Genomic DNA, 24,183 nt, shown 5'->3' with positions numbered 1-24,183 from the left:
TCGCGGCGCCCGAACGCAAGGGGTGTTACGTCCGCTGTCACCTATCCGCCGATGCGCCGATCGCCAGCGTCGTCGCTTTCTATCGGATCGAAGCGGCGCGGGCCGGCGTGGCGCTGTTCAACGACACCCAGGCGAAATTCGCCGATTATCGCAACCTGACATTCATTGCGCTGCCCAAGTTCATGAAGGTCGTGATCGATCGGCAGGAAGGGCGCACGAATGTCTTCGTGAGCTACAAGATCGGCAACGCCTCAACCTGCTCCGCGCGTTAGGCGTTTACATCAGTCGCGCGATGGCTTCCTCACCTCTGCGGAGGTGCAGTGCGGCCAGGCCATTCTATTGCAGCGTGACGCGATCCTCGCCATCGTGGCGGCCGAAGAATTGCATCAATTGCACGGTCAGCTCGGCGCGTGCGGCGAGGTCGGTGGCCTCGAGCAGCGCCTGCTTGGCCGCCGCGTCGAACGGCGCGATCTGGGCGATGCCATTGACCAACGCCTCATCGTCGAGCCGCGCCACCGAATCCCAGTCGACCGCATAGCCCTGCGCATCGGCGAAGCGCCGCGATTCGGTTTCCAGCGCGGCGCGATGCCCCAAGGACAGCGTCTCCGATTCGTGCGGCAGCGGGATCAATTCGGCCTCGACCTGACGGAACGGCGTTGTGACTTCCAACTCGCGCGCGACTCGGAACAGCGACGTCCCTTCGAGCACGATATTGTAACGGCCGTCGTCGAGCGCCTCGACCTCGGCGATGCGGCCGACACAGCCCAGATCGAATAGCGGCGGAGGATCGCCATCGCCGCGCGGCTGGATCATCCCGATGCGGCGGTCGCGCGCCATCGCGGCCGACACCATCGCGCAATAGCGCGGCTCGAAGATATGCAGCGGCAGATGCATCCGCGGAAACAGCAACGCTCCCGCCAGCGGGAAGATCGAGAGCCGCGTCGTCGTCACGTAAACAAGATCGCCGACAGCCGGCGGCGCTGCGCCGACACCCAGGGATCCTCCAGCCCGACCACTTCGAGCAACTTCAGGAATTGCGCGCGCGCCGCGCCGTCATTCCAGGCGCGATCCTTGGCGACGATCGCCAGGAACGAATCGGCGGCGGCATCGCGCTGCCCGGCTGCCATTTGCGCATTGGCCAAATCGAACCGCGCCTGCAGATTGTCCGGATCGGCTTCCGCTGCCGCAATCAATGGCGCCAAATCCTCCGCGGGCGGAGCCGAGCGTGCGAGATCGAGCGCAGCGCGGGCGCGATCGATCTCCGCGCCCTTGGCCGCGTCTTCGGGCAGGGCGGCGAGCACTGCCTCGGCGTCGTCCAGCCGGCCGAGCGAGACCAGCGCGCGGACACGGCCCGACACCACTTCGGGATGATCCGGCGCGATCTCGGCGATCTGCTCGAAATAGGACAAAGCGCGCTCCGCGTCGCCATCGTGCAAAATCTGCTCGGCGGCCGCGACCAATGGTTCGATCTCGGCTTCCTGCTGCGCCTCCGCGCTCTCGACCGGCAATTGGCGAAGCACCTGGTCGAGCATCGCCTTCAATTGCGATTCGGTCCGCGCGCTGGTCAGGTCGGCGATCAACTGCCCCTGGAACATCGCATAGACGGTCGGGATCGACTTGATCTGGAATTGCGCGGCGATGAACTGGTTCTTGTCGGTATCGACCTTGGCCAGCACGACGCCCTTGTCGGCATAATCGGCGGCGACCTTTTCCAGCACCGGGCTCAGCGCTTTGCACGGCCCGCACCATTCCGCCCAGAAGTCGATGATCACCAGCTTGCTCATCGACGGTTCGACCACGTCCCGGCGGAATGCCTCGACGGCTTCCTTTTGCTCCGGGGTCATTCCAAGCGTAGCCAAGTCTCTTCTCCGTCAGCGATAAAGGCCCTTATGTGGGCGCTAGCGCCGCGAAGCCAAGGCTTTTCGATCGGGTTGCAACAGGGGGTTGCGGACCCGCGGGAGCGCTGCTAATGGCCCCGCTCCTTACCCGCCCGTGGCTTCACGGGCCGGCGCCAGAGCGGGCGTAGCTCAGGGGTAGAGCACAACCTTGCCAAGGTTGGGGTCGAGGGTTCGAATCCCTTCGCCCGCTCCAGTTCGCTGCCGCTGATTAGCGGCAGCTAATCAGCGTAATCGCAGCGAACCGGCCGGCATGGCGCAGCCATGACCGACGACGCGGCTTTGCCACGCCGGAACCCCCGAGTCTTTTGTTGGCGCTCCGTCCTTAAGCCGGGCCCCGCAGCCCGATACCCCCGCACACGAAAAAGGCCGCCGGACGTGTCCAGCAGCCCTTTCGCAGCAGAGCGGCGCCGACCTCAGGCGGAGACGAACTCGACCTTGCCGTTGCCACGCAGGTGGCGGCCGAAAGCGTCGCGCAGCCCCTTGATATCGGCGACGTGCGCATCGCGTCCCGCGAGCGCAGCGACACCGCGATAGGTCGCGGGCATGTCGGGCACGATCGCCAGCTTGCCAGCACGGGCATGGTAGTGCGCCAGCGCGCGCGCGCCAGCGTCGAAACCGTTCTCGCCATGCAGCACGACAACCACATCGAGGTAGGAGCTATTGCTGGGTGCGACGAAATAGCCGTCGATGATGCGGCCACCGCGTAGTGCGTACCGGCCCTTGAATGTCTTCAGCCCGTCATCCGACCCGGCGGCACGCGCCACCGGAGTCAAGGCCGGTGCCACCATTCCCGCGGCAGCGACGGCAGCCACCCGGCTCATGATGCCGCGGCGGCTGACCGAATTGGAGTGCGAAACGCCCATGTCGAAACCCCCTAAAGCCCTATTTACCGACACGATAATCCGCCGTCGTCGCCAATACAACCAATATGAATGCTTGGGGCATAGTGGCTTTGCTCAGTCGTCGGGCGTTGGACGGCAGTAAGTGCGCCGTCGCAAGACAATCCTGCTATCCGCCTGTCGACTACCAGATCTTCATTATCGGCGACCGGAGCGCTTCCGCTTCACCAACGTATTGATTGTCTTGGAGAAGACCCCGATACGGCGCCTCACAACGACCGGATTGCTGCTGCCATGGCCGCACTAGGCTGTGACCATCATAAACGGATGACCGAAGAGCCAATCATTCCGAAATAGACGGGAAGGTGATTGCCTCAATCTTGTTGCCATCGGGATCGATGATGAATGCGCCGAAATAGGTGGTCAGCGCGGCATCCCTAGGGCCGGGCATTCCGGCATCGGTCGCGCCATTCGCCATAGCCAAGGAATGGAATTCACGTACCGACTGCTCGCTGGCGGCCCGCAAGGCGACATGTGCGCCAGGATTGACATCATGGTGGCGGGTGCTGCGCTTGTTGAGCCAGAATTCAGGGTATCGCTTGCCAAAACCTGCCGTCTCGTCGCGCGTTACGAGACGTGAAAGGCCAAGGGGCGCCAGAACTCGCTCGTAGAATGCGATTGCGGCAACAAGATCGCCGACCGGAACGGACACGTGGTCGATCATGCCGTCACCCTAAAGGCTTGGGTCTTGGACGCAATGTCCTCTGGACGCCCGCGGCCGGGCGGGTCTTTCCCGGCCGAAATAGCTCGAGCGCAAATGGCCAGGCTCGACAATCTCGATGTCGCCGGTGCCCTTTCTACCGCGCCAGCACGACCTCGGCGACATGGCGCCGCCCGCCGGTTCGCGCCAGTTGGACGAAGACGTCGACCGTGCTGCGGACATAATGATGCACGTCCTCGCGCCCCAGCCGGGTGCCGGTCTGCAGCACCAGCAAGGCGATCTGCTCGATCGCACGCTCGGCGCTGTCGGCATGGACCGTGGTCATCGAGCCGGGATGGCCGGTATTGACCGCGCGCAGGAAGGTGTAGGCCTCGGGTCCGCGCAACTCGCCGACGATGATGCGGTCCGGGCGCATGCGTAGCGACGCGGCGAGCAGGCTGTCGGCGGTGACCTGCGCCTCGCCCAGCGCGCTTCGCGCCGCGAGCAGGCCGACAGCATTGGCGTGGCCAAGATGCAGTTCGGGCGTATCCTCGATCAGGATCAGCCGTTCGTGCGACGGAATCTCGCGGATCAGCGCGTTGAGAAAGGTCGTCTTGCCGGTCGAGGTGCCGCCCGACACCAGGATGTTCTTGCGCGCCTTGACCGCGGTCGCGAGCATTCCCGCCACGTCGCCGGCATCGAGCATCCGCGCCAATTCCACGTCGATCGGCGCGCGCCCGCCGACATCGCCGCGCTTGGTTTCGGCGAACGATCCCGCCGAAACATAATCCGACAGGCTGAGGTCGGGCGAGACGTGCTTGCGGATCGCCAGCGCCAGGTCGCCGCGCGTCGCCGGCGGGGCGACGACCTGGACGCGCGCTCCGTCGGGCAAGGTCGCCGATAGAAGGGGGTGCTCGCGACTGATCCCCTGATGCGACAGCGCAGCGATCTGGCGCGACAGCCGATCGAGCGTCGCGCGGTCGAGCGCCGGCGCATCGTGCCGCTCGGTCGCGCCGCCCAATGTCTCGACCCAGATCTCGCCGGGCCGGTTGACATAGATGTCAGTGACGTCGTCGCGCGCCAGCATCCCGCCCAACGGGGCAAGATAGCTCTTGAGATAGATGGGATCGCTGGCGGCTATCGCTTCGTCTCCACCGCGGTGAAATCGAGGTCCTTGGCGACGAACACGCTGACCGACACGCCTTGCTTGACGCGCAAGGTCGGCTTGATGTCCTGGTTGCCGACCAGCGACGATGCTGCCGTCCCGGTCGCGCCGGGCAGAGCGACCACCGCGACATTGTTGTTGCTGCCGAGACCGGCGGCAAGCCCGGTGCCGATACTGAGCGACGTCTGCAGCAGCGCGTTGCCGAACCGCTGCAGGAAATGGCTGTTGACCTTGCCCTTGATGCCGACGCGTCCCAGCGGATCGGCCGAGGGCGAGGCGAGCTCGATCGTCGCACCGTCGGGACGGACCAGCCGCTGCCAGATCACCAAGGCGCGATTCTGTCCGGGCTCCAAGTCGGCCTTATACTCGCCGATCAACCGGCTGCCGCGTGGGATCAGCACCTTGCTGCCGTCGAACCCGCGGACATCGCGCGTCACCAGCGCGCGCGCCGGACCGGGTCGGGTGGAATCGAGCGCGGTTTCCAGCACCGCGGGGATCAGCGTCCCTTGCGGCACCGTGGTCGCGCGGTTGCGCAGCACCGAGGCGCGCGACCGGCCGCCGAGCGTGCTGCCTCCGCTACCCGGATTAGCCGTCGCGACGGCGCCCGCGCTGCCTTCTCCGGCCGGCCCGGTCGGAACGATCGCCTCGCCGGCCGTGGTGTCGAGTACGAGCACCGGATCAGCCGAGGCGCGCGGCGGTGGCGCCGGCGGCGCGACCGGCTGGGGCGGCGGCGGCGCCGGGACATAGACGACGCGCGGTTGCGGCGGTGGCGGCGGAGGTGGCGGCGGCGGAGGTGGTGGCGGGATCACCGTCGGCGCCGGCTCGGGCACCGGTGGGACGTAGAGCGGGGGCGGTTCGGCGCCGTTGCGCAGATCGGCAGTGCGCACGCGGGTCGCCGGCGCCGACAATTGGCGACGGCGCGTCTCGAGGACCAGGAACAGGATCAGGCCCGCGACGACGATGCCGACCGCGATCACCCAATTGGGCAGCCCGCCACTGGGCCGCGCGACGACCGGGCGCGCGCTCGGCTCGACATCGGCCAGCGGCGGCAGCGTGGCGCGCGGATCGCTTCCCGCCACCGCCATCAGCGCGCCACCTGCGGCACGCGCGTCGCGCTAGCCATCTTCTTGTCGAGCCGGAACACGAGTTTGTTGTTGATGCTGTCGAGCACATAGCGCCCATCGCGCATCGCGCCGTCGGCCAGCGTCTCCTTGCCGTCGCGGTCGATCACGAACACCGCCGGCAAGGTCTGTGTGTCACGCCACATGATGAAAGTCTTCGACCCATCGTCGGAAATCGCGTCCGGCCGCACATCATCCGATCCGGCGAGCTTGTAGCGGCCGGCTTCGACCGGCGCGGGTCCGGCATTGGCCGGCGCGGGCGGCGGCGGATAGCGGAAGCGGACGATGAACGGCGCGCTGCCGGCGCTGCCTGGCGACAGCTCGAACACATAGCTACGTGCGTCGGTCACCACGGTCATATTGGTGGTGACGCCTTGCAGTGGCTTGAGGAACAGGCGGTCGCCGCGCTTGTTGGGAGTGACTTGCCACGCTCCGCTATCGCCGACCGCGACATTCTCGATCCGCTCGTCGGGGGCGAATTCGACCGTCAGCTCGTACCCGCCCGGCACCTGCAGCGAGACGACCTGGTCGGCATCGTACATCACCGTCTGGATGCGCGGATCGCCCGAGCCGGGCTGTGGCCGGACTTGTGCCTGCGCCGGGTCGACGGCAAGCGCGATCGTCAGCATCAGAGGGACAAGAAACCTCAAAGCGTGACCTCGACGCCGTTGGGCTGGCGCGATGGTGATGCGCCGGGAGACGGTTGCGCGCCGGGGGCGAGCACTTGCGGTTGGCTCGATCCTGGCAGCGGCGCTACGGAGGTGGCCGGCGCCGGCTGGGGCGCGAGATTTTCCTGGCTGCGATTATAGCCGAACACCTGGAAGCCGAGCGGATTGATGAAGCGGTCCTCGGCGCGCATCGGCCCGGTCGAGAAGCGATATTTGATCACCGCGACCCAGGATTCGGCCGGCTGCGCCTGCCCACCCGGATCGCGACGCACGGTGTCGAACCGCACCAACGCTTCGTTGCCGCCCATCGAGGTGATGCTCTTGACCCGCGTGTCGACGACCGACCTTGGGTAGCGGCTGAGCGGGCTGGCGGGATTGGCCGCCTGCATGCCGTTGACGTAATCGGCCTTGGCGACCTGGGCCGACCAGGTCTGCACCTTGCGATAATTGGCCTGGACCGTGCCGGCATCGTAGCTTTCGCGCGCGATGACATATTGCACCAGGAACGACTGGGTCAGCGCGGTGTCGGGCGCGATCTTCTCGGCGTCGAGTGGCTTCAGTTCCTGGACATAGCCGGTCTGCTTGTCGACCAGCAACGTATAGGGAACGACCGTCTTCAGCGGCATCAGCACGATCAGCGCGATCGCCTCGAACAAGGCGATTGCCACCGCGACACCAGCGACGATCCACGCCGTGCGACGCGACGCGCGCAGCATGTCCTGGCGATCGTCGGCCCAGCTGTCGGCCTCGCGATAATAAGCGTCGAGCGATTCGCGCGCGGCCTGTTTCATCTGTTGCTATCCCGCCGTGTTGCTCCGGCCGACACGCGCCCCCGCGTCCGCCTCCTGAAACTCTGGCCGAGCGGCACGGCAGCCGCAACGGCGATCTCTCGCGTGTTGGTGGGGACTATCCCGGGTCGCCCGAGCGAAGCGGCGGGCGGCTGGCTGGCATGGCTCTCGCGCCGCTGGGTCGCGGTCACCGCATCGGCGATCGCGATGGCGCGCGAGCGTTGGTCGGTGATCGTCCCCTCATTGCCGCGCGCGCCGGCGAGCACCGGCACGCGGTCGGCGAAGCCGGTGGCGACCCGCTCGCCAACCTGTTTCCAGCTCGACGGTATGCGGAATCCCTGCGCTACGCGCGCGACCGCGACCAGCACCGCGATCAAGGTCACCGCAAAGATCAGCGACAAAGCGAGCAATTCGACCGGGACCGCTGGTGTCGCGATCTCCTGATGCCGCAACTCCATCACCGCGGCCATCCAGGGTTCGAGCAAGGCGAGTTCGACCCCCAGCACGATCGCGGTGCCGAGCGCGCCCAGCGCCGCGCCGGCCAGGCCGCGCACCCAGCCCTCGAACAGCCCGCGCGTGCCCTCAAACAGCAGGAAGATCGCGAACAGCGGTCCCAAAGCGAGCAACAGCCCGGCGATCAGCCGGACGCTGGCAAAGGCGGCGATCGTCCCCGCCAGGAACAAGGTCCGCGCACTCCCCAGCAGCGACAGGTCGCGCGCCGGATCCCAACGCGCATGGCTGGCCAGCCCCTGTAACCGGCGGCGCTCCTGCGCCTGTTGCTCAGGCGTCATCGGCTGCGTGGCCGGCCCCGCGACCAGATCTGTATTGGGCGGGCGTCCGGTGCCGATGACGTTGAGCTCGGCGATCTCGTCGTCGACCGCCTGCAATCGCGCGACCAGCCCGCCACCGGCGCCGGGCAGGCCCGACGCGCCGCCAACCGCACCGGCGAGTTCGGCCGGGCCCTTGAGCGCAACGTCATAAGCGAGCGTGCGGAACGCCGGCCAGCTTGTCGCCAGCAGCAACACCACGCCGAGTTTGATCACGGTGAGGATGGCGCTGCGCACATCGGGCGTGTCGCCCAGGATCAGTCGATAACCGAACAGCGCGATGAACACCGTCAGCACGCCGCCCAGGATCATCGACGAAGCCGATCCGCCCGCCGACATCGCCTGATATCCGGCCGCGCCCAGGGTCTGCGCCTGACAATCGATATGGCCGAGCACGCTCGACAGGAATTGCGAATCGCTGATCGCCGGGCACGCCACCTGCATCACGCGCGCTCCAGCAAAAGCGGGATCCAGTCGGCGGGGTCGTCGCCCTTCTCCGCACGGATCTCGTCGAGCAGGCGCACGGTGCGCTCGCGCCCCGACAGAATCGTCAGGATATCGCGCTCGCCGGTCAGATTGAGCCGCACCACGACGCTCTCGTTGCCGTGCTTGATCAGGAAGCAATGCGCGTCGTCGGGCAAGGTCCGGACGATTTCGTATTCGTGCGGGGTGAGCCCGAAGCCGTCGATATAATCGGCGGCGCGCGCCTTGGGATTGGTCATGAATATCTGCGTCGCGGCCTGCTCGATGATCGCCGAGGCAATGCGGCTTTCGAGCGCGTCCTGCGCGCTCTGCGTCGCAAAACCGACGATGCCGTTCCTTTTGCGGATCGTCTTTTCCCAATCCTTGATGCGGCGCACGAACACTTCGTCGTCGAGCGCCTTCCACCCCTCGTCGACGACGATGATCGCCGCCGATCCGTCGAGCCGCTCCTCGACGCGGTGGAACAGATACATCATCGCCGGCGTCCGCACCGCGGGATCGTCGAGGATCTGGGTCATGTCGAACCCGACCGAGGTGGCCGACAGATCGGTCAAATCGCGCTCGTTGTCGAACAGCCAGGCGCGCTCGCCGTCGCCCCACCAGGGGCGCAAGCGCGAATAAAGATCGGCGGCGGTCGGCCGCGATCCGCCGCGGAACAATTCGGCCAGGTGACGCAGCCGGCGATGCTCGATCGGCTGGGCGAAATTGGCGTCGATCGCGTCCTTGATCCGCGCGGTCTCGTCGATATCGGCGCCGCCTGCGAGTTGCGCGACCCAGTCGATCAGGAACTGGCGGTTGGCCGGGCTGTCATCGAGCTGGAGCGGGTTGAGCCCCGCCGCCATGTCGGGGCGCAGCACGTCATAGCGCCCGCCGATCGCGCGGATGAACAATTCCGCGCCGCGATCCTTGTCGAAGAAGATGATCCGCGGATGGAATTTGCGCGCTTGCGCGAGCAGGAAGTTGAGCACCACCGTCTTGCCCGATCCCGACGGGCCGATGACGGTGAAATTGCCGAGATCGCCCTGATGGAAATTGAAATAATAGGGGCCGGCGGCGGTGGTCTCGAGCAGGCTGACCGCCTGGCCCCAATGATTGGCCTCGGGCTTGCCCAGAGCAAAATTGTGGCTCGACGCGAAACCGGCGAAATTGCCCGTCGAGATCAGCCCGCGCCGCGCGATATATTTGAAATTGCCGGGGAACTGTGCCCAGAAAGCCGGCTCGAGCGCGATCTCCTCGCGCACCGCGATGATCCCCAGGTCAGACATCGACGCCTGCACCTCGGCGACCCCGGCATTGACCTCCTCGATCGTGTCGCCGTGCACCGCAACCGTCATGTGATGCTCGCCGAACCCGGCGCGCCCGGCGGCGACATCGTCCTTGGCATTGGAGAGTTCGCCGCGCAGGCTGACCGCCTCGTCCTCGGCCGAGCGCATCCGCCGCAGCGCCAGGTTCATCTTCCCGAGCGCGGCCTGGCGATCGACGAACCCGAACGATTGCGACACGGTGATCTCGAACGGCAGCCGCAGCAATTCGTCGAGCATTCCCGGCGCGGTCTGCGCGGGATAATCCTTGATCGACACCATGCCGACGAAGCTGCGCTCGGTATTGCCCGCCGGGCCGAGCTCCACCGTCTCCTCGCCGAAGCTGATCCGGCGATAGGGCAGATAGCCGCCGACATCCTGCATCGGCATCAGCACCGGACGCATCTCGGCATTGTACAGCGCCGACAGGAATTCGAGCGGCTCCGAACAGAAGCCCGCCTTTGTCTCATAGACCGACAGCAAGCGCGGATCATAGCTGCCGAGCTGCGCCAGCAAGGCATCGCGCGCGGTGTCGAGCTGATGTACTTCGTGGCTGCGCGTCACGTCGGGGTCGACCCCGGTGCTGCCGAACCAGCCGCGAATACGGTCGGCGACTCCGACTCGACCCTGCATCGGGCGCCGCACCAGCGTCAGGAAGATGTCGTTGACGTAAAGCCGCCGCGCCGACAGCCGCGCGCGCCACGCGGCATCGAGCCGGGTCGAGAAATCGTCGGGGAATTTGTCCGACATCTCGGCGTCGGCCTCGCGTCGGATGACGTGATGATAGACCGCGAAGCGCGACGATCCGATCGCCTGCAGCATCGCATCGCGCAACGACTTGCGGTAATTGATCTCGTCGGTGTCGGCAGTTTCGAACAACAGCCCGCGTAGCTGGATCACTTGCATCAGCAAGCCATCGCGGGTCTCGATCGTGTGATCGTCGACGTGCCGTGCATAGGGAAGATGCGCCCCGGCCGCTTTCTCGCGCACGACGGCTCGTCGGTCGTTGGTCAGGGGCGGTAGGAGTTGCATCGCCAGATCGAATAATTGCGCACGCGCGGACAGCGGCTGACCTTGGCCAGCCACAAGTCGAAAAAGCGCGGCTCGCGCACGCACAGGATCATGCCGACGACGTGGATCAGGGCGGCGGCGGCCAGCACCCAGATCGAATGGAAGATCAGGAACAATTCGGTCGCGACCACGCCGTTGACGACGAAATAGCTATAGGTCACGCCCGCGAACATCTGCGGTCGCGTCAATGCGACGAACAAGGGATCGCGATCGAGCCCTTCGGCCATGGCTCAATTGCCCAGAGTGGCGGTGGACTGGATACCCGCGACGATCGAGGCGGCACCGAACAGGATGAAGCAGCCGACGATGACGGTCGCGCCGTACCGCCAGTTGATCCGCCCGGTCAGCATCATGAACCCGACCGCGGCGACCGCGATGATCGCAACCACGGTGGCGACGGTGCCGAGCAACGTGCCTTGCAACCAGCGCACCGCGGAGACCAATACGCCCGATCCGGCGGGGTCGCCCACCGTATCCTGTGCATAGGCGACACTGGCGTTGATCGTGGCGCCAAGGGCGACCAGCAATTGTGCAATCCGGGACTTCATCAAACGCAACACGCCTTACCTCTCGCCTGGGCGGGTCGATGGCGCATGCAGCCGCGGATTCGCGGCGACAGGCGCCCCCCGCACCCGAGTCGCGGGTGTGCACCAGCGCGCATCGCGTTTCAAGCGGTGCGCCCTTCGCTACATGAAACGCGTTTCGCCCTAATGCGTTGAAAAGCCATGCCCTCCAGCGTGATACGCTCTTTCGACTATAATGAGGCAGCACATCGGCTCGATATTCGCTTCGTCAACGGGCGGCTTTATTCGTATCTCGACGTGCCCGAATGCGTCGTCGAGGCAATGCGCCGCGCGACGTCCAAGGGCGGATTCTTCAACCGCCGCATCCGCGACCGCTATCGCTTCGTGCAACGTTGAGCGATATCCTCCCCCTCATGGCGACTATACGAATCGGAATCGGCGGCTGGACCTACGAGCCCTGGCGCGGAACCTTTTTTCCCGAAAAATGGCCCCAAAAACGTGAGCTTGAATATGCCTCGCGCCAACTCACCGCGATCGAGATCAATGGCACCTATTATTCGGGGTTCAAGCCGGCGACCTTCGCCGGCTGGGCGGAAGTCGTGCCAGACGACTTCGTTTTCACCGTCAAGGCATCGCGTTTCTGCACCAACCGCAAGGTGCTGGCCGAAGGCGGCGAATCGATCGCGCGGTTCGTCGGCCAGGGGATCGTCGAACTTGGTCCCAAGCTCGGCCCGATCCTGTGGCAGTTCATGGCGACCAAGAAATTCGACTCGGACGATTTCGGCGCGTTCCTGAAACTGCTGCCGGCGAGCCATGACGGCGTCGCGCTACGTCACGCGGTGCAGGTCCGGCACGACAGTTTCCACGTCCCCGAATTCGTCGATCTGTGCCGCGAGGCCGGGGTCGCGATCGTCTATGCCGAATCGGCCGATTATCCGGCGATTGCCGATGTGACCGGCGACTTCGTCTATGCGCGGCTCGAAAATGCGGTGGAGGAAGAGCCGCAAGGTTATTCCTCCGACGCGCTCGACCATTGGGCGGTGGTGGCGAAGGACTGGGCGGCGGGCGGATCGCCCAAGGGGCTGCCTTATGCCGCCGATCCGGCGCCGAAGAAGCCGCGCGATACCTTCATCTTCATGATCAACGGCGCCAAGGTCCGCGCGCCGGCGGCTGCGCAGGCGTTGATCGAGCGGGTCTAATATTCCGCAATATTCCGCTCGTCCCACCACCCGTCATCCCCGCGCAAGCGGGGACCCAGCTCCTGATCGAGCAGCGCAACACAGCGGGTGTGATGGTTGGATGTGTCCGAGATGGGTCCCCGCTTGCGCGGGAATGACGGTAAAAGCGCGGACGCCGAACTCTACCCTCTCACCGGCGGCAGCGCCGCGGCATTCCCCTGCAGCGCCGCGGCTTCGAGCGTGTCGAGCGCTTGGCGCGTTGCGATGTAGCGCTGCGCGCCGTCGAGCCAGGCCTTGGATTGCGCGGCGCCGGGCAGGCGCTTCACTTCCTCGACCGCGGCCTCGACCTGTCCCTGGGCCAGAAAGCGGCGAATCCGCGCCAGCCGTTCGCCCGGGACCGGCGACGGCGCGTTGCGCGGGTGGATCACCACCAGGCTGCCGAGCATGCGGACGAACGACCCGCCCCAGCCGTCGCCGGCCGGGCCTAACGCCAGCTGCGATCCGATCTGGTCGAGCCCGAGCCGCAGATCCTCGACCGTGATCGGGTTGCGCCCGGCATCGATGATCGCGGCGACTTCACTGGGTCGCGTCGTGCCGAACCGATCCCGCAATTGCTGTTCGATATAGCCCAAGGACGATCCGCGATCGATCGCGCGGCGCGCGGCGAAGGCGATCATCATGCCTTCGGCGCGGGTGGCATTGCCATAGGAATTGGCGGCTTCCCCGGTCACCGCGGCGGTGCGCTGTTCGAGCGCGGAGAGCTCAGCGGCGAGCATCTGCTGGCGCGCGGAGATCGAGGCGGGGTCGGTTGCGACAGGCGGGGCGACGATGACCTTGGTGGCCGGCACCGCGGCTTGCGGTTCGGGCACGGGTTGCGCGGGGACCATCCGCCAGACAACCAGCCCGGCGATCAGCAGCCCGACGATGAAAGTGGCGAGCGCGATCCCAATGGTCGCGGTCAGGGTCAGCTGCCGGGCGGGCGCCGGCGGACTTTGCGCGATGTCGCTCATGGCATCCTTATCCGCCGCGGCGCAGGGGCGGTCAATCGGCCAGGGTGCGCGCGAGCTGGATCAATGTGGCATCATCGGGAGAAGCCGCCGCCGCGATACCCTCCCAATTCCCGCCGGCGGCGGCGGCGGCCGCCGCGCTGATCGCCGCCAACCGCACCGTCCGGCGATCGATTCCGGCGCGATCGATCAGGTCGGCGACGCGGCGCGACGCGCGGGCCGAATGGAGCAGCACCACCGATCCCGCGAGCTGGTCGAGCGCCTCGAGCGCCACGGCAACCGGCTCGCTCGCATAGACGGCGATCGCCTCCGCGATGATCGGATGCTCCTCCACCGCGCGATCGCGCCCGCCGAGCAGCAAGGCACGCTGTACGCCGCTCGCCGCGGCAGCCGCGACCAATGCCGCGCCGTCGCGATCGCCGACCGCGACGACCTCCAATCCGGCATCGCGCGCGGCGGCGGCGGTGGCATCGCCGACCGCATGAACCGGCAGTCCCCGCAGAGCGGCCAACCCCGGTCCGGCACGGCGAAGTGCATTGGCGCTGGTCAGCAGCAGCGCATCGAATCGCGTGACGTCAGGCGGCGTCCAGTCGATCGCGTGGACCTCGAACAGGGGCAAGCGGATCGCGGTCAGCCCCAGCGCTTCGATCGCGGCGGCGGTCGCGGCGTTGCCCGGCTCGGGGCGCAGCACCGCGATGGCGCGGCTCATCCCGCGAACCCCGCGCGAATCGCCGGCGTCGTGCGCTCGAACAGCGCACTCGCCAGATCGCGCGCCAATGCTTCGCCATCCGGTCCCGAGGCGTCCCCCGCGACGTGCTCGCCGCCATCCTCGGACAGCAATTCGGCGCGCAAGGTCACGACATCGTCCGCGATCGTCGCCAGCGCGGCGATCGGCGAGTGGCAGGTGGCATCGAGCGCAGCCAGGAACGCGCGCTCCGCGCGAACCGCGCGGCTGGTCGCCTGATGGTCGATCGCCGCGAGCAAGGCCGCCGTCATGGCGTCATCGGCGCGGCATTCGATCCCGACGGCACCCTGGGCCGGGGCAGGCAGCATTTCCTCGACCGCCAAGGCCACGCCGACATCGTCGCGCCCCAGCCGGTCGAGCCCCGCCGCCGCGAGCAAGGTGGCATCGGCTTCGCCCGCCGCCAGTTTGGCCAGCCGCGTATCGACATTGCCGCGGAACAGCACCACCGACACATCGGGGCGCGCGCGCAGCACCTGGGCGCGTCGCCGCGGGCTGCTCGTACCGACCACGCCATGTTCGCGGATCGCCGCCAGGCTGTCGGCACCGACCAGCCGGTCGCGAACATCGGCGCGCTCGAGCATCGCGGCGATGACGATGCTGTCGGGCCGGATCGTCTCGACATCCTTCATCGAATGGACGGCAAGATCGATCTCGCCGTCGAGCAACGCGCGGTCGAGTTCCTTGGTCCACAACGCCTTGCCGCCGATTTCGGCCAGCGCGCGATCCTGGACGCGGTCGCCGGTGGTACGGATAATGTGGATCTCGCAGGCGATATCGTGCGCCGCGGCCAGCGCGTCCTTCACCATATTGGCCTGGACCAATGCGAGCGGCGATCCTCGCGTGCCGAGTTTGAGGACAGTCATCGCCCCCCTCTAGCGAGTCGCTTCCGGCTTGTCGGCTCCGTTTTCGCGACCGCCGGTCGGCAGCATCGGCGCCCCCTGCATGGCCAGGATTTAATCGACCAACTGCGTCTCCACCGTCGGACAGTTTTCCAGCGTCCGGTGCACCGGGCATTTATTGGCGATCACCAGCAGGCGATCGCGCTGTTGCTGGGTGAGGTTGCCCTCCAGCCGGATGTCGCGATGGAGGATCTCCAGCCGCGGCCGCCCGCCTGCCGCCGCAGCGCTGTCGTCGGCATGGCGGCGTTCGTGGCGGAGCAGCACCTCGACTCCCTCGACCGGGATGCCCTCGGCATGCGCCACCAGTTCGATCGTCATCGAGGTACAGGTGCCGAGTGCCGCGAGCAGCAGGTCGTACGGCGTGGGGCCGAGGTCGCTGCCGCCCGATCGCAGCGGTTCGTCGGCCAGGAACGTGTGTCCCGACGCATCGACCAATTGGACGAACGGCCCCTCGCCCGAGCCGACACGGACGCAGCCTTCGGGCAACATGTCGGGCGATTTGGCGGGCAGCAGAAAGGGCTCGACCCAGGCGGTGATGATCGACGCGGCATAGGATGCGCGCTCGGCATCGGTCAGCAGATGATCGGCGCCGTCGAGCGCGACGAAACTCTTCGGGTGTTTGGCGGCGTCGTAGATCGCCTTGGCATTCTCTATCCCGACCACCTCGTCGGTCGGTGCATGGAGCACGAGCAGCGCTTTTTTGAGGTGCGCCAACCGCGTTGCCTGATCCTGTCCCTTGGCGGCATCGAGAAAGTCGCGCCCGACGCGGAACGGACGTCCGCCGATCGCGACCGTACCGACCCCTTCGGCCTCGATCCGCGCCGCATCTTCCGCGCTGATATGATGCAGCGCATGCGCGGGGTCGAACGGCGCGCCGATCGTAACCACCGCGCGCGACGAGCGGATATGCGCCGCCGCGGCGATCACCGCCGCACCACCCAGCGAATGGCCGATCAGGATCGACGGCGCGCCGATCGTCGCCTCGAGATGGGCCGCCGCCGCGACGAGGTCTTCGACATTGGCGCCGAAATGGCTGTCGGCGAACTCGCCTTCGCTCTTGCCGAGTCCGGTGAAGTCGAACCGCAAGGTGGCGATGCCTTGCGCCGCGAGCGCGGTGCTGACGCGCCGCGCGCCATGGCTCGCCTGGGTGCAGGTGAAGCAATGCGCGAACAGGGCGATGGCGCGGACCCGCCCCGGCGGCAGTTCGAGCGATCCCGCGAGCGCCACGCCCGCCGCATTCTCGAACTGAACCTCTCGCGCCATCCTCGCCTCCATTATCGCTGGAGCCCAGGCCTATAGCATGCAGGTTACCGTTCGAAGGCCCGACATGGCGGAGAAGCAGCGTTTTTGATTGGCTCGTAAGCGCATAAAGCTGCCTGTGGTAAGCGACCCAGTTGCGGACATCACGTCTGTCAGCCAGAAGTCTCACATGGCAAAGCTCGCAGTTGGAGACGTGTTCCTGGTTCCACTCGACGGTGAACGCTACGGTGTTGGCCAGTTGGCGGGTGACTGGAAAGGCGAATTGTACGTCGTTATTTACGACAAGGTTGTGTCGCACGATGCGTCGCCAGCCGACATAGAGGGGGCAGAACTTACGTTCGCGGCTCTCACTCTCGACGCGAAGTTTCATCATGGCGATTGGCCAGTCGTCGGTAACCGCCGAGATAATCTCCCCGACATACCGCAACCTTGGTTCGCTGTCGGCGTCGGCGGCGAGACACACATTGAAGCGCGGGACAGGTCAGTAACGCGCCGCGCCACCTCGGCAGAAGCGGCCGGTCTCCGAAACAGAACCGTTGTCGCGCCAGTTCGCGTTGAGAAAGCGACGAAGGCCTTCCATGGCCTTGGTGAGTGGGATGCGCGCTTTGACGACCTCCGTGCCGACTATGCGCTACAGAGTGCCAAACTGGTGTGCGGCTAACGGCAGCTATCCACCCACTAACTGCCGCTCAGGGCGGGACTTCGACGTGGTCGTTTATGGCCTTACGACCTGGCGGCGCCCGTGACGCGACCGCAAGGCTGCCGCTCCGAAGGTCAAGCGACACCTTTCGGCGCCGCCCATGGCCGCTCTAGGACAGCCGCGGTTCGCCCGCCGCCCGGTGGTCGCCGGGATGAACCGGCAGGGTAGAGTCGCTCAGGCGTCCGCGCCGGCCAGCGCCGCCTTGGCGCGGTCTTCCGCTTCCCGGTGCAGCGCCCAGAAATCGGGGACGCCGCGCCCTTCGAGCCGCGCTTCGAGCACGGCCAGATGCGATGCCCAGCCGCCGCCGAAATTGGCCGCCTGATCGCGGTTCTTGATGCCGCTATGCACCAGGGTCAGCAACGTCTTGCCGTCGCCGGCGTCCTTCAGCTCGAACGTGGCGATGCTGTCGGCGTCGGTGCCGAACGTATAGGCAAAAGCGTGCGGCGGCTCATAGCGCACCACTTTCTCGCTCCAGCGGCGGCCGACATTGCCGGCGAAGCGCGCGGGCATCGGCACGTCGTCGTCCGACAATTGGTCGTGATCGAACACGAATTCGATCTCGCCGCCGACGCGGCCATCGAGCGAGCCGGCCATGAACCAGCGTTGGCGAAGCTCGGACTCGGTGAGATATTTCCACACGGTCTCGAGCGGCGCCGGCAAGAGGCGCTCGAAGCGCAATTCGGTTGCGGTGAAGCTGTCGGTCATCTTTTGTCTCCAATCGTATCGGACAATGTGTCGAGGATCATCGTCCAGCCGTGGCGCGTCTGGTCTTCATACGCCGCCCAGGCCGGATCCATTTCGTGGGTGAGCGTCAGTCAAGCGCCGGTCGCGGTCGCCGCGATCTCGATCGTCACGCGAGTCCATTGCCCTTCCGCGGCCGGATCGGCGGCGAACAGGAAGACCAGGCGGCGCGGGCGGTCGATCTCCTCGAACAACAAGCGATGGTGCGCATCACCAGAGGGCCGCCGCTCGACGATCAAGCCGCGTCCGCCGACTCGCGCATCGATCTCGCAAGTCAGCATCTCGCCATCGGGCGTCGCGAACAGGAAGCGTCGCGCGATCGTGGGGTCGAGCCAGGCATCGAACACCCGCTCGGGCGAGGCGGCGATGTCGCGGTGGACAGTCAGGATGATGGGATCGGTCATGGTAGATTCACCTGCCAGGAGACGCCGAACCGGTCGTTCACCCAGGCGAACCTACGGCTGAACCCGTAATTGCCCGGCGGCATCAACACGCCGCCGCCCTCGCTTAATGCAGCGGCGAGGTGCTCGACCTCGTCCTCATCCTTGCAGGTCAGCATGAACGAGATCGACGGCGTGAAGGTGAAGGCGTGGTGGACGAAGCTGTCGCTGGCCAGGATCGGCAGCCCGGCGACCGCCGCCCGCGCCAGCCGGACCGATCCTTCCGGACCCGGCTCGCCGGCGCCATAGCGATCGACATGCTCGATCCGGCTTTCCGGAATCGTCGCGACGTAGAAATCGAGTGCTTCCTCGGCGCGTCCCTCGAACATCAGGAAAGGCGTGGCGTCGGTCATTTCAGTTTCTCCTGGTCCTCGACGATGATCGCCTCGAGCCGATCAAGTGTCGACGTCCAGAACCGTTCCCATTGCCGCAGCCATTCGTCGGCCTCGCGCAGCCGTTCGGCCTTCAAACGACAGAGCTGCTGACGGCCGGCCTTGCGGCGCTCGACCAGCCCGGCGCGTTCGAGCACGCCGACATGTTTGGCGGCGCCGGCAAAACTCATCGCATGCGGCGCGGCGAGTTCGCCGACCGATCGTTCGCCCAGCGCCAGGCTGGCAAGCATCGCGCGGCGGGTAGGATCGGCCAGCGCCGCGAAAGTGAGATCGAGTTGTTCAACCATATGGTTTTATATTGCGAAGCCGCCGAGAAAGTCAACCCATCGGTTTAATGTTTCCTCGCTCGGTTATAGCCCTCTCCCGTTTACGGGAGAGGGTTGGGTGAGGGTCTTCCTTCTTCTTCCAAGCGGCATGTGCCAAGACAGAGGAAGTAAGAAGACCCTCACCCTCCCACCGCTTCGCGGCGGGCCCCTCCCTCTCCCGCAAGCGGGAGAGGGGCTCAACGCCACGTCCGGCCAACCCGCCTAGTTAAAAACTTGCCAAGAACACCCTATTTGCCACAAGATGACGAACCGATCTGGTTTGCCGGAGGGGCGATATGATTACCGCGATCCGCGAAGTACGCCGCGCCAAGGGAATGACGCTCGACGATGTCGCGCAACGATGCGTGCCGCCGACGACCGCGCAGACGATCGGCCGGCTCGAGACGGGTATGCGAACGGTGTCGGTCAAATGGCTCAATCGCATCGCGGCGGCGCTCGGCGTCGAAGCCGCGGATTTGGTGCGATTGCCCGACCAGGCGGATTTGCCCGTCGCCGCCGTGCTGGGCGCGGATGGCGTGTTCGCTCCAGTCCGAGCCAGCCTGATCCCGCCGCCGCGTCCCGAAGCCGGCGCGGTGGCCGTATCGGTCAGCGCGGGGATCGGCGATTACCGCGCGGGCGACACGATCTGGTGCGCGCGCCTGGAGCCCGAAGCGTTCGGCCGCGCGCTCAACCGCGACGTGCTGGTGCCGCGCCCCGGCGGGCGATTCCTGTTCGGCAGGCTGATCGGGCGCGAAGGCGACCGGTTGCAGCTGCTCCCGCTCGGGCCGGGCCAGCGCCAGCAAGTGATCAGCGACCCCGCCTGGATCGCGGAAGCGCGGACACTGGTCCGCGCCTTGTGATTACGTCAGTCCTTTGCCTTTGATCCGCAGCGCCGGCGCAAAGGCGCCATCCTGCGGCGCCGGCAGCGTCAGCCGCAGCGCATCGGCATCGCGGCGAAACCGCAATTCGGGCCCGCCGATAAGGTCGACGCGCTCGATCACGGCATCGCGAAGCGCGTTCTTGCCGAGCGAGGCGATCGCGCTTTCGCGTTCGGGCCAGTCGAGGAAGATGACGTAAAGCGTCTCGCCCTTCTTGGTGAAACGGACGTCCTCGCCGGTGAACGGCTTCTGCTTTTCCTCGCCGAACGCTCCGGGCGGCGGCGCTTTGGTCGGGCCTTCGCCATATTTGCGCCAGGGACGCGTAGCGAAGATCGCCTCGCCGTTGCGCCGCGTCCAGGCGGTGAACTGGTCGAGGATCGCTTCTTCTTTCTCGTCGATCGTGCCGTCGCCGCGCACCGGCACGTTGAACAGCAAGGTGCCGTTCTTCGACACGACGTCCGCCAGGATCTGCACGACCTGTTTCGCGCTTTTATAGCCGTTATCCTTATAGAGCGGCCGCGAATAATGCCACGATCCGATGCAGGTGCAGGTCTGCCACGGCGTATCGTGGATATCGTCGAGCACGCCGCGCTCGACGTTCCAGGTGATCGCCCGCTGCGCGAACGCGTCGAGCACGCCGCCGGTCATGATCACGTCGGGCGATCCGTGCCATTCGACCGCCTTGTTGTAATAATGGGCGACCGCCTCCAGCCCGTATTTGCCGAACGGAACGCCGGCATGGTCCATGAACATGAGGTCGGGTTTGTAATCCTCGACGATCTGCTTCTGACGTTTCAGCCATTTCTCGACGAAGCGGATGTTGCCCGACGGTAGCCCCTCGAGCCACTGGCCGTCGCGCTTGTCGTGCCAGTCCGACATGTCCTTGATGGATTGGATGCCGTCCGGCGCCACATAATAAGGCCCGGTATAGAGTTCCTGGGGGTCGAGGCCGTCCCAATATTTGCCCGCGCCGTGTTGCTTGCGGAGCCAATAGGCATCGTAGCGCCGGCCACGCATCGGCCCTTCCGCGTCATAGCCATAGGCCGGCTGATACCAATGCCAGGCATGGCCCGAATGGTTGGAGACCCCGAACCTCAAGCCGGCATCGCGCGCGGCCCTTTCCCAGGTCGCGAGGATGTCCTTTTTCGGCCCGACGCGCACGCTGTTCCATTCGTGGTGCTTGCTCGCGAACAGGTCGAGATTGTCGTGATGGCAGCCCATGCCGACGAAATAGCGCGCGCCCGCGGCGGCATATTTGCGGACGAGGTACTCCGGCTGCCAATTCTCCGCCTTCCAATCGCCGATGATGTCGATGAAGCCGGCCCGGCTCGGATGCCCGTAGCGCCGGACATGGTTTTCATAGGCCGTTTCGCCGCGGTCCCACGGCTGGCGACCCTGCATGTACAGCAGCCGTGCATACCAATCGCCGAATTCGGGCTGGCATTGCGGCCCCCAATGCGCCCAGATGCCGAGCTTGGCATCGCGAAACCATTCGGGGTGGCGGTACCCGGCGGCAAGCGACTGCCAGTCGGCAGTGAACGGCTCGCTTGTGGCTGCCTGGGTGACACCGACTCCGCCGGCCAGGGCCGCCGCTCCGCCGCTCAGCAACACGTCACGTCTCGTCAGCATTGGCCGCTCCCAACGGATGCGTGAACCGCCCTCGGCGTTTTCTCGCATATGAAAACGTGGATTACATATGCGAGAGCGAGAATCCAGATGCGCACTCAATCTTTCGGGCATGCGGCAGGCCTTTTGGCGCAAACGACCGCATTGCCCGCCACGGCCGCCCATCGGCGATTGGAGCCTACTTTGCCATGCTGAACAGGAATGGTGGGCGGTGACGGTCTCGAACCGCCGACCCTCTCGGTGTAAACGAGATGCTCTACCAACTGAGCTAACCGCCCGTACTTTTGTCCTCTGACGCGATGCGGCGCGGCACGCAAGGGGTCAGGCGATCGCGAGGCCGTTCTGCGCGAGTGTCGCGAAATAGCGATTCATGCGGTCGAACGCCGCCTCGCTCAGTGCCATGAACGCGCGACGGCGGTCGAACGGGTCGGGCTCGCGCACGAACAATCCGTCCTCGGTCATCTTCGAAATCCAGCGCAATGCAGTGCTCGGCGGCACTGCCGAGGCGATGCACAGGCTCGATACCGACACTTGGGCGCGTTCGAGATGCGCCGCATAGAGATCGAGCAGCATGTCCCAGGCGGGATCCTCGAACAGCACGTCCGGGAATGGCCGGCTGCGCAGCCGCCGCGCGCGGATCGCCTTGCGGACATCGGCCGCGGCGACCTGCACCGGCTCGGCGGGCACGCCATAGTCGCTGCGTTGATCGGCGACCGTGGCGGGAAGCGGGGGGGCTGCGGGCTCGACCGGCGCGACCAGGGCCTGCGCGACCGCCGCCGCGAGATCGGCCGGCTGCGGATCGCACAGCAAGGTGATCCGCCGGGCGAGCAACGATGCCGCGACCGCGTCGATCTGGCTTTCGGCCAGCGTGACGATCAGGCCGAATTCGGTTTCGAGCACATGGCCGAGCCGGTCGACCGCATCGTTCAGCGTATCGGCCGCGAGCTCATCGAGCGCGGCAATGACGAGCTGCGCGCCCGTGGCGCCGGGCAATGCGGCATCCGACCAATCAGCCTCGGCGACGATTACGGCACCCGCGCGGACCGCCGCGGCGGCGAGGTGAACGCGCGCATCGGTCTGGCCCAGCAGGAGCGCTCCGGGGCGCTGGATCGGCGTCGCGCCGTCCATCGCGATCACCCCAGCGCCTTCACGATCTCCTCGACCATCTTCTTGGCGTCGGCGAGGAGCATCATCGTATTGTCCTGATAGAAGACGTCGTTGTCGACCCCGGCATAGCCGACGCCGCCCATCGATCGCTTGATGAACAGCACGGTCTTGGCCTTGTTCACGTCGAACACCGGCATGCCGTAGATCGGCGAGCTCTTGTCGGTCTTGGCGGCAGGATTGACCACGTCGTTGGCGCCGATGATGAACGCGACGTCGGTCTGCGCGAACTCGCTATTGATGTCCTCGAGCTCGAACACCTCGTCATAGGGAACGTTCGCTTCGGCCAGCAGCACGTTCATATGGCCCGGCATACGACCGGCGACCGGGTGGATTGCGTACTTCACCCGAACGCCCTCTTCCTTGAGCTTGTCGGCCATCTCACGCAGCACGTGCTGCGCCTGCGCCACCGCCATGCCATAGCCCGGCACGATGATGACCTGTTCGGCCTGGCTCATCAGGAAGGCCGCGTCCTCGGCCGAGCCGCGCTTCCACGGACGGTCGGTCGCGGCCGCCGCCGCACCGCCACCGCTGTCGCCGCCGAACCCGCCGGCGATCACGCTGATGAAGCTGCGGTTCATCGCGCGGCACATGATGTAGGAAAGGATCGCGCCCGACGAGCCGACCAGCGCACCGGTGATGATCATCGCGGTGTTGTGCAGCGTGAAGCCCATCGCCGCCGCCGCCCAGCCCGAATAGCTGTTGAGCATCGACACCACGACTGGCATGTCGGCGCCGCCGATCGGGATGATCAGCAGGAAGCCGATCGCGAAGCTGAGGCCAGTGATCGTCCAGAACACCCAGGGCGATTGATCCTGGGTGAAGTAAGCGACCAGCCCGAGGATGCCCGCGAGCACCGCCAGGTTGATGACGTGGCGGCCAGGCAACATGATCGGCTTGCCGCCCATATTGCCGTTCAATTTGAGGAAGGCGATTACCGAGCCCGAGAAAGTGATCGCACCGATCGCGACGCCCAGACCCATTTCGATGCGGCTCTGGGTGAAGATGACGCCTGCTTCGGCGATGCCGAACGCCTCGGGGTTGAGGAACGCGGCACCCGCGACAAGCACCGCTGCCATGCCGACCAACGAGTGGAACGCTGCGACGAGCTGCGGCATCGCCGTCATCGCGATGCGCCGGGCAGTAACGATGCCGATTGTGGCACCGATACCGATCGCTACGAGGATTTCGATCAACGTGACCGTATCGAGGCGCGCCACATACGAATCTTCTGCATAGTTCGTGACCAACCAGGGCGCATGCGTCACCAGCGTCGTCAGCACGGCGATGGTCATGCCGATCATGCCGAAGCGGTTGCCGCGTTGGCTCGAGGTCGGGCTCGACAGCCCGCGCAGCGCGAGGATGAAACACACCCCGGCGACAAGATAGGCCAGCGACGCCCAGGGATTCACCGCGATCGCTTCTTCCATTCTGTCCTACCCCGTCATGCCAGCGGACGCTGG

28 protein-coding genes and 2 tRNA genes are annotated in these 24,183 nt (G+C 66.1%); 6 read left to right on the top strand and 24 right to left on the bottom strand.

Annotation, left to right across the window (positions count from 1 at the left end; translation table 11 throughout):
- The first annotated feature begins 107 nt into the window (after positions 1-107).
- On the top strand, positions 108-272 hold the full coding sequence (locus AC1DRD_RS11625) for a hypothetical protein (protein ID WP_478041487.1): 165 nt from the start codon (positions 108-110) through the stop codon (positions 270-272).
- Between the two features lie 64 nt (positions 273-336).
- On the opposite strand, the gene AC1DRD_RS11620 is transcribed toward AC1DRD_RS11625, so the two are convergent.
- Positions 337-951: an LON peptidase substrate-binding domain-containing protein gene (locus tag AC1DRD_RS11620; RefSeq protein ID WP_478041486.1), complete on the bottom strand. Its 615-nt coding sequence runs from the start codon at positions 949-951 to the stop codon at positions 337-339.
- Positions 948-1,844 (bottom strand): tetratricopeptide repeat protein, encoded by an 897-nt coding sequence (locus AC1DRD_RS11615; protein ID WP_478031377.1) that lies wholly within the window; start codon positions 1,842-1,844, stop codon positions 948-950. The genes AC1DRD_RS11620 and AC1DRD_RS11615 overlap by 4 nt, the downstream gene beginning before the upstream one ends.
- 172 nt (positions 1,845-2,016) lie before the next feature.
- Between AC1DRD_RS11615 and AC1DRD_RS11610 the strand changes: the two genes are divergently transcribed.
- Positions 2,017-2,091: transfer RNA gene (locus tag AC1DRD_RS11610), tRNA-Gly, on the top strand.
- A gap of 220 nt (positions 2,092-2,311) precedes the next feature.
- Here the strand turns inward: AC1DRD_RS11610 and AC1DRD_RS11605 are convergent.
- From AC1DRD_RS11605 to AC1DRD_RS11560, 10 genes are all read right to left on the bottom strand, one after another.
- Positions 2,312-2,761 (bottom strand): dienelactone hydrolase family protein, encoded by a 450-nt coding sequence (locus AC1DRD_RS11605; protein ID WP_478031173.1) that lies wholly within the window; start codon positions 2,759-2,761, stop codon positions 2,312-2,314.
- 319 nt (positions 2,762-3,080) lie between these two features.
- The gene (locus tag AC1DRD_RS11600) at positions 3,081-3,461 is read right to left on the bottom strand and encodes a VOC family protein (RefSeq protein ID WP_478041485.1); all 381 of its coding nucleotides are present in this window, start codon (positions 3,459-3,461) and stop codon (positions 3,081-3,083) included.
- Positions 3,462-3,594: 133 nt separating this feature from the next.
- The gene (gene virB11 / locus AC1DRD_RS11595) at positions 3,595-4,524 is read right to left on the bottom strand and encodes a P-type DNA transfer ATPase VirB11 (RefSeq protein WP_478031177.1); all 930 of its coding nucleotides are present in this window, start codon (positions 4,522-4,524) and stop codon (positions 3,595-3,597) included.
- 50 nt (positions 4,525-4,574) lie between these two features.
- The gene (locus tag AC1DRD_RS11590) at positions 4,575-5,687 is read right to left on the bottom strand and encodes a TraB/TrbI/VirB10 family type IV secretion system protein (RefSeq protein ID WP_478031179.1); all 1,113 of its coding nucleotides are present in this window, start codon (positions 5,685-5,687) and stop codon (positions 4,575-4,577) included.
- Positions 5,687-6,352 carry a TrbG/VirB9 family P-type conjugative transfer protein gene (locus AC1DRD_RS11585; RefSeq protein WP_478031181.1) on the bottom strand — a complete coding sequence of 222 codons (666 nt, stop codon included), beginning with the start codon at positions 6,350-6,352 and terminating at the stop codon, positions 5,687-5,689. Before AC1DRD_RS11585 ends, AC1DRD_RS11590 begins: the two co-directional genes overlap by 1 nt.
- Before the next feature lie 17 nt (positions 6,353-6,369).
- Positions 6,370-7,182: a VirB8 family type IV secretion system protein gene (locus AC1DRD_RS11580; protein ID WP_478031183.1), complete on the bottom strand. Its 813-nt coding sequence runs from the start codon at positions 7,180-7,182 to the stop codon at positions 6,370-6,372.
- Complete coding sequence (locus AC1DRD_RS11575; RefSeq protein ID WP_478041553.1) at positions 7,179-8,450, bottom strand: type IV secretion system protein; 1,272 nt, start codon at positions 8,448-8,450, stop codon at positions 7,179-7,181. The genes AC1DRD_RS11580 and AC1DRD_RS11575 overlap by 4 nt, the downstream gene beginning before the upstream one ends.
- Positions 8,450-10,822: a VirB4 family type IV secretion/conjugal transfer ATPase gene (locus AC1DRD_RS11570; protein WP_478031185.1), complete on the bottom strand. Its 2,373-nt coding sequence runs from the start codon at positions 10,820-10,822 to the stop codon at positions 8,450-8,452. Before AC1DRD_RS11570 ends, AC1DRD_RS11575 begins: the two co-directional genes overlap by 1 nt.
- Positions 10,801-11,088 (bottom strand): VirB3 family type IV secretion system protein, encoded by a 288-nt coding sequence (locus AC1DRD_RS11565; protein WP_066821144.1) that lies wholly within the window; start codon positions 11,086-11,088, stop codon positions 10,801-10,803. Before AC1DRD_RS11565 ends, AC1DRD_RS11570 begins: the two co-directional genes overlap by 22 nt.
- A 3-nt stretch (positions 11,089-11,091) precedes the next feature.
- On the bottom strand, positions 11,092-11,409 hold the full coding sequence (locus AC1DRD_RS11560) for a TrbC/VirB2 family protein (RefSeq protein ID WP_478031187.1): 318 nt from the start codon (positions 11,407-11,409) through the stop codon (positions 11,092-11,094).
- Between the two features lie 177 nt (positions 11,410-11,586).
- Here AC1DRD_RS11560 and AC1DRD_RS11555 point away from each other — a divergent pair, with 177 nt between their 5' ends.
- A complete protein-coding gene (locus tag AC1DRD_RS11555; RefSeq protein ID WP_478041484.1) occupies positions 11,587-11,781 on the top strand; it encodes a KTSC domain-containing protein in 195 nt (64 codons plus the stop codon).
- A gap of 17 nt (positions 11,782-11,798) precedes the next feature.
- The gene (locus tag AC1DRD_RS11550) at positions 11,799-12,584 is read left to right on the top strand and encodes a DUF72 domain-containing protein (RefSeq protein ID WP_478041483.1); all 786 of its coding nucleotides are present in this window, start codon (positions 11,799-11,801) and stop codon (positions 12,582-12,584) included.
- A 161-nt stretch (positions 12,585-12,745) separates the two neighbouring features.
- On the opposite strand, the gene AC1DRD_RS11545 is transcribed toward AC1DRD_RS11550, so the two are convergent.
- The 4 genes from AC1DRD_RS11545 to AC1DRD_RS11530 all read right to left on the bottom strand — a co-directional run bounded on the left by AC1DRD_RS11545 (position 12,746) and on the right by AC1DRD_RS11530 (position 16,477).
- Positions 12,746-13,573 carry a hypothetical protein gene (locus tag AC1DRD_RS11545; protein ID WP_478041482.1) on the bottom strand — a complete coding sequence of 276 codons (828 nt, stop codon included), beginning with the start codon at positions 13,571-13,573 and terminating at the stop codon, positions 12,746-12,748.
- Between the two features lie 31 nt (positions 13,574-13,604).
- A complete protein-coding gene (locus AC1DRD_RS11540; RefSeq protein WP_478041481.1) occupies positions 13,605-14,279 on the bottom strand; it encodes a uroporphyrinogen-III synthase in 675 nt (224 codons plus the stop codon).
- A complete protein-coding gene (gene hemC, locus AC1DRD_RS11535; protein ID WP_478041480.1) occupies positions 14,276-15,178 on the bottom strand; it encodes a hydroxymethylbilane synthase in 903 nt (300 codons plus the stop codon). The genes AC1DRD_RS11540 and hemC overlap by 4 nt, the downstream gene beginning before the upstream one ends.
- Positions 15,179-15,268: 90 nt before the next feature.
- A complete protein-coding gene (locus AC1DRD_RS11530) occupies positions 15,269-16,477 on the bottom strand; it encodes a bifunctional alpha/beta hydrolase/OsmC family protein (protein ID WP_478041479.1) in 1,209 nt (402 codons plus the stop codon).
- 166 nt (positions 16,478-16,643) lie between these two features.
- Here AC1DRD_RS11530 and AC1DRD_RS11525 point away from each other — a divergent pair, with 166 nt between their 5' ends.
- Positions 16,644-17,135 (top strand): Imm26 family immunity protein, encoded by a 492-nt coding sequence (locus AC1DRD_RS11525; RefSeq protein WP_478041478.1) that lies wholly within the window; start codon positions 16,644-16,646, stop codon positions 17,133-17,135.
- A gap of 213 nt (positions 17,136-17,348) precedes the next feature.
- Here AC1DRD_RS11525 and AC1DRD_RS11520 read toward each other — a convergent pair whose 3' ends face one another.
- The 4 genes from AC1DRD_RS11520 to AC1DRD_RS11505 all read right to left on the bottom strand — a co-directional run bounded on the left by AC1DRD_RS11520 (position 17,349) and on the right by AC1DRD_RS11505 (position 19,034).
- Positions 17,349-17,879, bottom strand: coding sequence for an SRPBCC family protein (locus AC1DRD_RS11520; RefSeq protein WP_478041477.1), 531 nt, complete (start codon positions 17,877-17,879; stop codon positions 17,349-17,351).
- Positions 17,880-17,989: 110 nt separating this feature from the next.
- Entirely contained in the window at positions 17,990-18,319 is a 330-nt protein-coding gene (locus tag AC1DRD_RS11515) for an SRPBCC family protein (protein ID WP_478041476.1), read from the bottom strand.
- The gene (locus AC1DRD_RS11510; RefSeq protein ID WP_478041475.1) at positions 18,316-18,708 is read right to left on the bottom strand and encodes a VOC family protein; all 393 of its coding nucleotides are present in this window, start codon (positions 18,706-18,708) and stop codon (positions 18,316-18,318) included. The genes AC1DRD_RS11515 and AC1DRD_RS11510 overlap by 4 nt, the downstream gene beginning before the upstream one ends.
- Positions 18,705-19,034, bottom strand: coding sequence for an ArsR/SmtB family transcription factor (locus tag AC1DRD_RS11505; protein WP_478041474.1), 330 nt, complete (start codon positions 19,032-19,034; stop codon positions 18,705-18,707). The genes AC1DRD_RS11510 and AC1DRD_RS11505 overlap by 4 nt, the downstream gene beginning before the upstream one ends.
- A 314-nt stretch (positions 19,035-19,348) precedes the next feature.
- Here AC1DRD_RS11505 and AC1DRD_RS11500 point away from each other — a divergent pair, with 314 nt between their 5' ends.
- A complete protein-coding gene (locus AC1DRD_RS11500) occupies positions 19,349-19,912 on the top strand; it encodes a helix-turn-helix domain-containing protein (protein ID WP_478041473.1) in 564 nt (187 codons plus the stop codon).
- Here the strand turns inward: AC1DRD_RS11500 and AC1DRD_RS11495 are convergent, their stop codons facing one another.
- The 4 genes from AC1DRD_RS11495 to AC1DRD_RS11480 form a co-directional block, all read right to left on the bottom strand.
- On the bottom strand, positions 19,913-21,559 hold the full coding sequence (locus AC1DRD_RS11495) for an alpha-L-fucosidase (RefSeq protein ID WP_478041472.1): 1,647 nt from the start codon (positions 21,557-21,559) through the stop codon (positions 19,913-19,915). It lies immediately after the preceding gene.
- 199 nt (positions 21,560-21,758) lie between these two features.
- Positions 21,759-21,834, bottom strand: a tRNA-Val gene (locus tag AC1DRD_RS11490).
- Between the two features lie 43 nt (positions 21,835-21,877).
- Positions 21,878-22,684 carry a hypothetical protein gene (locus AC1DRD_RS11485; RefSeq protein ID WP_478031379.1) on the bottom strand — a complete coding sequence of 269 codons (807 nt, stop codon included), beginning with the start codon at positions 22,682-22,684 and terminating at the stop codon, positions 21,878-21,880.
- 5 nt (positions 22,685-22,689) lie between these two features.
- Positions 22,690-24,150, bottom strand: a complete 1,461-nt coding sequence (locus AC1DRD_RS11480; protein ID WP_478031211.1) for an NAD(P)(+) transhydrogenase (Re/Si-specific) subunit beta — start codon at positions 24,148-24,150, stop codon at positions 22,690-22,692.
- Between the last annotated feature and the right edge of the window lie 33 nt (positions 24,151-24,183).

Source organism: Sphingomonas sp. P4_G2, from assembly GCF_056401155.1.
Note: the sequence above shows the minus strand (reverse complement) of the source record. Positions and strands in the feature narration are given on the sequence as shown.